6 protein-coding genes are annotated in these 6,313 nt (G+C 43.9%); 2 read left to right on the top strand and 4 right to left on the bottom strand.

Annotated elements, in window-relative coordinates:
• Positions 1 to 119 (bottom strand): transposase (locus BMW41_RS06845; RefSeq protein ID WP_242870304.1); only part of this gene is annotated, 119 nt, incomplete at its 3' end.
• 901 nt (positions 120 to 1,020) lie between these two features.
• On the opposite strand from BMW41_RS06845, the gene BMW41_RS06840 reads away from it, so the two are divergent.
• Together BMW41_RS06840 and BMW41_RS06835 are read left to right on the top strand one after the other, a co-directional pair.
• Entirely contained in the window at positions 1,021 to 2,109 is a 1,089-nt protein-coding gene (locus BMW41_RS06840) for a hypothetical protein (protein WP_074649443.1), read from the top strand.
• Between the two features lie 150 nt (positions 2,110 to 2,259).
• A complete protein-coding gene (locus tag BMW41_RS06835) occupies positions 2,260 to 2,607 on the top strand; it encodes a type II toxin-antitoxin system HicB family antitoxin (protein WP_207646873.1) in 348 nt (115 codons plus the stop codon).
• Positions 2,608 to 2,782: 175 nt separating this feature from the next.
• Here the strand turns inward: BMW41_RS06835 and BMW41_RS06830 are convergent, their stop codons facing one another.
• From BMW41_RS06830 to BMW41_RS06820, 3 genes are all read right to left on the bottom strand, one after another.
• Positions 2,783 to 3,505 carry a hypothetical protein gene (locus BMW41_RS06830; RefSeq protein ID WP_074649442.1) on the bottom strand — a complete coding sequence of 241 codons (723 nt, stop codon included), beginning with the start codon at positions 3,503 to 3,505 and terminating at the stop codon, positions 2,783 to 2,785.
• Positions 3,506 to 3,625: 120 nt separating this feature from the next.
• Positions 3,626 to 5,920, bottom strand: a complete 2,295-nt coding sequence (locus tag BMW41_RS06825) for a hypothetical protein (RefSeq protein ID WP_143050826.1) — start codon at positions 5,918 to 5,920, stop codon at positions 3,626 to 3,628.
• 19 nt (positions 5,921 to 5,939) lie between these two features.
• Positions 5,940 to 6,215, bottom strand: coding sequence for a type 1 periplasmic-binding domain-containing protein (locus BMW41_RS06820; protein ID WP_143050825.1), 276 nt, complete (start codon positions 6,213 to 6,215; stop codon positions 5,940 to 5,942).
• Positions 6,216 to 6,313 lie beyond the last annotated feature (98 nt).

Here is a 6,313-nt window from a genome sequence, read left to right as displayed (position 1 = left end):
AATATTTCTTTGAGACGGATTGAGATTTTGTCATCTATCACCTTGTTGCGGTACTTTACGCACATGATAAGGTGATAATGCAGCATGAACACTGAATGATTATTATTATCTAATTTCACAATATTTACGTCCTTTATTATATATACGACTGATTTATAATTAGATTATAATATCATCAGATACAAAAGTCAAGAAACGCCGTATTTATCGCAAGAAATCCCGCCACCTATAGAGGTGGGGGATTTCTTGCTCACGGCGTGTTAAATCTGAAAGTATTTCCTCTGCAAATTCTCCCTTCGATTCTAGCCGTGCCGGACGTATTACCAACTCAGTTTCTTTGTATCCCATTTTCTTTATCGATTCAATTGTCTTTACATAAATTATCGTCCAAAAACGTAAAAAAAGACATTTGGAAAACGCATAGTAAGCGTATGGCTGTCCAGCTCCAGCGTATCTTTTTCTTTTACGGCAGTCACCCTCTGCGCAAGATCCGAAGCCGTCGGAAGGTCAGGCGGCTCATCCATTCCTCCGTAACGGCGGCATCCACGGAATCCACCACAGCGGCTTTTCGTCGAGAATCAGATAGGAGTTATAGGCCATACCGTTTTCCAGATGATCTTGGTGGTATGACATGCGGGATCAAAGAATTACGGATGAATACCTTAATTTTCCACGCCTTTCGTCCAACGTACATTTTTTCGTCCAAATCATTCGGGTTTTGGACGAAAACCCTTATGTCATCTACACGGGCTTTTGCGTAACAACTTGCAAAAAGCGTAAAACCATTCTAAAATAGTAATAAAAAGTAAAAAAATATCAGTTTGCGTAAAAATAAGTGTTGTTACATAAAATATTCCTTCAAAAAGTAAAATCATGCACACATACGTAAACAGTACAGGGGTTACAACCCAAATCGCATCTCGTCGCCCAAAACGAAGCTGCAGAAAGGAGACCTGCCTAAAGGCAGTACGGATTTCTCATCGGTCATCTTCTTTGTGATGACATCCGTAAATCTAAAATATGAGTATTAGAATAGACCCTTTCACAAGAACACCGGGATTAGCCGGCAAAGCATACATCGATACCGGCATTGCAGATACCATTATCGCAAACTTCAAGAGCAACGACTCCGGTAAACATGTGTACAAGATCACCGGTCTTCGCGGATCCGGAAAGTCCGTGGAATACGGCAAAGTTATGCAGAGCCTAAAAGAAGAAAAAGATTGGCTTGTTTATAACCTATCCGCGGCAGGAAACACAGTGTCCACTTTCCTTTCTCTTCTCAGCGGAGAAGACTTCCTGAGAGCACACGAAAGGACCATCGAAAAGAGCTTCCGCGCCTCCATCGGAGGCAGTATGATTGGCGCATCCGGAGAAGGAAGCATAAAAATAACCAATACGCAAGATGACAACACTTTTCCCAAAACAGATGAAGCCCTGATTATCCGGTTGATAGAAAAGGCCAACAAACAAAACTATAAGATTCTCGTAGGAATTGATGATATTTCAAAAACCGCTGACACGGTGAAACTTCTTTCCATAATCGGATCCATGATCGTTGTCGGAGCCGAACTCTATCTTATAGTAACCGGACTCTCCGAAAATATCGAAGAGTTTTCATCTGAAAAAAACCTTACTTTCTTCAAAAGAGCGGATTCAATAGAAGCTTCCGTGTTAAACAAATACGATATCGTGGCCAGATACCAGACGCTTCTTGGTATTGACGCAGCGGAGGCAAGAAAAATCGAGAAAGCAACCAATGACTATGCTTACGCCTATCAGGTTTTGGGTTCTCTATACTTTGACAAAAAAGGAAACCAAACGTTAGAGGATCTAATTCCGACATTTGAGAACATCATGTTCAAAGATTCTTACGACATGATATGGAAAACCCTGACAGAAGGCGAAAAAGAGATGGTTCGATGCATTTGCCGATCAAAAAACGGTCAGATCGATGACATCAAGGCTCAGATGAAAAATCCTTCATCCTACAATGTTTTCAGAAACAAACTCATCAACAAGCATCTCGTAAATGGAAGCAAACGCGGATATTTGCAAATCGATCTCCCGAGATTTCAAAATTTTGTCGAACTTTGGGGCGACGACTAACTGCTCGAATATCAGACACACGCAAGAACCTGCGGCCGGTCATATCAACGTTTACCGGAACGATCATCGAGCCGAAGCGTATTGCAACTGTATTTAGTTGCACTTTATTCTTTTCTATGGTATATTCCATTATAGAGAGGAGGGCCTGCTTTGAATAATATCATGCAGTACAAAGGATATATTGGCAGCGTAGAGTTTTCAGAAAAAAATAAAGTGCTCTTCGGCAAAGTGCAAGGCATTCGTTCCTTGATTTCCTATGAGGGAACCACTGTTCAGGAACTTCTGGATGACTTTCACGGAGCGGTTGACGATTATCTAGCTCTCTGTGAAGCAGAAGGCACCGAACCGGAAGTTGCCTATAAAGGGAGCTTGAACGTTCGTTTCAAAAGTCCGGACACTCACCGACGCGCTGCCATCTACGCTATGACCCACGACCAGACAATTAACGGTTTTATAGATGAATGTGTCGTTGAACGCCTTGACGCGCTACAGGCATGAACATGCACACTTTTCTTTTCTGCCATTCCTGTCTTGCAAACGGAATGGCAGAACTCATTTTAAGAGTTATCACAACACCACAAAAGCCCGTACTCATGCTAAGAAAATTGCATAAGTACGGGCTTTTCACTGAAAACTTCTGTTGTTTGAATTTATTTTTCGCCAGAAGCTAACATTAAGAAACCTTTTTCATTGTAAAAAATCTATGATAATCGCCATCACTACCAACACCTGTCTCTACTATTATCACATCATCCGATATCACATACACACCATGTATAGTACCATCATCACAACCATCTCCATCTAAATCTGTAGCGACATAGTAACCATCATTTCTGTCAAGCAAAGTTCCCTTATACCAGTACCTCCCATAATCATCATAGTCAATCATAAATTGCAGACTTTCTCCGTCATCCGTAACTTTAAAATTATGATCAAAGTAATCTGTATCAATATGGTTTGGTCCGATACTATCTACATATGTTACATTACGTATACTTTTATAGATCCCCGGCTCTATAGTCAGTGGCGAATCCTCGGGGATAAAAACCTTAACCATATAACTGCTATCGTATTTATTTGCATAGAAGCCTCTATCTTCTCTAAGTTCATCATCCGAAATTTCTCTGTAAACCCATTGTCCATCTGCGTTCACTGCATATCCATCTGGGGTAGTGGTGTTGGTGAGAAGGTATCCATCTTGATTAAAGTAATAACACTCTGCCACATGGTCATTATTTACATCTATCCACTGCCATGTTGAAACAGGATATGTCCCGTCACCATTATCCCACCACCAGCCTTTTGCATCCTGTTTCCACTGTCCTGCAAAGGCCGTAAAAGATGAAAACGCTGTAAATAAAACTGAAGTCATTATTAAAATGCGTTTTTTCATGATACTCTGTTCTCCTTAGATTTCATGCTAATATCATAACTTACAGCAGGAACACCCATAAGATATAAGTGCGGAGGCTTACGTCTCCGCAGCACGGCACGTGCAATACTCAGATCTCTACTAACTCCTCCTCGACATCGGTTCCGATCTTCTTTCCTTTTTTCTTCCCAAAGCCTTCTTCCCGCCCAAAAACAGGACGTATGCCAGTCCCGACGCTGCAAGTATAAGCAGCGACAGCACAAAAGTCAACGGTATTTCCTTTACCGTAGTTTTAAACATGAACAGCATCATGACGAGCGCTACCGTCTCGAGAGCCAACATGAGGGCAAACAGCCGCTTCGCCAGTTTCTGTCCAAGAGATGCCTCGATCTCTATGATGACAGCCAAATACCCGATCATCCTCCACACAAAGTGGTAATCACCATGGAACACGAACACAAACAGTACAACGTGGACTGCAAGAAGGACCCTTCTCACCGTCTTTTCGGACAGAAACATATCGCTCGTCTTCTCCGGCAGCCTCTCGGAGGAAACAGCAAGACCTGACGCGCAGTACATAAGGCCAACCGGATACTGAAGCACATATGCCAGTGTCATAATGTACCCGCCAAAAAGGATCTCGTAGGATTTGTTTGTCGAATAGTAAATGAACATGAAAATGCCGAACACAGATATCAGTTTCTGGAGATCCAGAACAATGGCGTTCCGTCGGCGCGCAAACTTCCTGCCGGATAAAACTGCCACTTCCAGGCATATGAGCACGAGCAGCAGAAGGACTATTCCGCCGGCATAGCTTCCTGACCAATACGGAAAAGTAAATCCATGCTTGATGCATTCAAAACCACTATAATAAGAATCACTCCCACAGGACACAAGATTCATCGGCAGCATAATCACCGCAAGCAGAGAGACAACGCGTGAGGCGATGGACAACTTGCTGCGGCGCGATTTTGCCTCCGAACCATCCATTTTGTCAGCTGCGTGGTTGAGCAGCACCGCAATCCAATCTGTGGGCTGCGCGCCGACTACTCTCTTAGCGCTCTGATCTGAAACCCTGATGAGTTTTGTCTGCACATCACCAAACGCCTGTTTTATATTAATGGCAACATTCGCCGGCCCATCTTCAGACGCAACTTTACAGTTCTTAAAGTATGCAAATGCTACAATGTATACGCAAATCAGAAGCTCTGCAATCTTATTTCTAAAGATTATGTACACAACAACTATCACGACTGCTTCAACTGGAGGAAGCATAGTCAATTTCGCCCAAGGAGGAAGCATAGTCAATTCCGCCCAAATAGAACATACGGCTGACACTGCGGCTACCATGCTGAAGATTATTGTCTTTTGAATTTTCCATCTATGTGTTATAAACAGTGTTCCTATCAGAAGAGCCCCCCATACAATGGCAGACGCAAGAAACACAAAACAATAATTGAAAGGATTAAAAGGATGATAATCTATCTCCTTTACAAAATCCAAGAAAAACCAAAGGTCAACCACCGCACTGACGCACAGCCCATAGAGCAGGATATTATTCTTTTGCCTGATTATCGCGATAGCATCTAGTACCACGCACGCGCATAGCAGTAACAAGGATTTGCTGAAATCGGAACTATAATATACAAATGCACTAAAAGCAGCATTGAGGATCAGCAGAACCCCCAAGACGAAACCGAGAACGCTCAGCACCTTCTCGGATTTCTCCGACCGCACTCTCTGTTCCTCTTTTTCCCGTCTCTTCCGTTCGGCCAGTTCATGTTTCTTGCAGAGTTCCTCGATATGTGCGGCGTCATACATGGCCTGCTTGAAGTCACGCCCGCAGTTTGCGCACTTTCCGTCACCTGTGATCAGTCCGCCACAGATACACCTGCTAATCCCCTCTGCGACATTCTCCGGCTGTACCCGCAGGTCCTTCAAAGTAGCGATAACACGATGATACTCGGCCGGAACAGCCGTCTCCAGCGGTTTTGCCTCCGGGATGTTAAAAAAGCCATCCTGGTCAAAGCGCTCACTCGTTCCATCTGCATACGCCACCCTTACTTCCCGGATGAGGCACTTCCTTGCAACGCTTGAGACCTGACTCAGAACTTTATCGCCGAAGCAACCATCCTTTTTACAGTTGACATCTAAATATGCCGCGTCTATGGTCTCCCCTGCGCGTTCTCCGGTATCGTCAATGCAGTCCAGCTTCAGATAGACCGACTTGATCTCCCTCTCGCCGGCATTTGACAGCTTAAGCTGCAGAAACCTCTTTCCTGTAACACTGTCCAGCAGAATCGCACCACGCTGAAGCATGACAGGACACTGTGCGCCCGCCTGCAGTGCGTAGAGGTCCGTTTCTTTCCGAAATCGCATACTCTTAGGCCTTTTCACGGCCGAAATGTTAAGCATTTCTGTATTATCTTTTTTCAAGATCATTCCCCCATATTTCTCACAACTCTGGGATATCGGAATCGTCTATGTCAGCCGTGAATACCTTCTTGGCCTGATTTTCATTCAGGTCCATGACATTCCCGGCGGTTACCGCATTCACCGCATTGCCCTGAATCAGCGCATTAAGGATATTCTGCAGTAATTCATTCGTTTTTTTCTGCTCCTCGAGTCTTGCGTTGATCTTCCAATACCAACACCAAAATGCTCTTAAAATCAGGAATACTGCTATCCATACCAGTATTATGATCAGCAACACGGGTATAAGATTATCCATAAGACTATCCATATTCTTTTTGCGGAGCATATAGCGCCGGATTTATCCGGCAACCGGACACCGCCCTGCCTAAGCAGGCCTCCTTTCTGAAACCTGAT

It is taken from the genome of [Clostridium] aminophilum (assembly GCF_900101295.1).
GTDB lineage: Bacteria > Bacillota > Clostridia > Lachnospirales > Lachnospiraceae > Clostridium_R > Clostridium_R aminophilum_A.
Note: the sequence above shows the minus strand (reverse complement) of the source record. Positions and strands in the feature narration are given on the sequence as shown.

What these genes read in the sequence shown, in the direction of transcription:
- BMW41_RS06840 (WP_074649443.1), top strand. Translation starts at nt 1,021, where the DNA reads ATGAGTATTAGAATAGACCCTTTCACAAGAACACCGGGATTAGCCGGC.
- BMW41_RS06830 (WP_074649442.1), bottom strand. Translation starts at nt 3,505, where the DNA reads ATGAAAAAACGCATTTTAATAATGACTTCAGTTTTATTTACAGCGTTT.
- BMW41_RS06820 (WP_143050825.1), bottom strand. Translation starts at nt 6,215, where the DNA reads ATGGATAATCTTATACCCGTGTTGCTGATCATAATACTGGTATGGATA.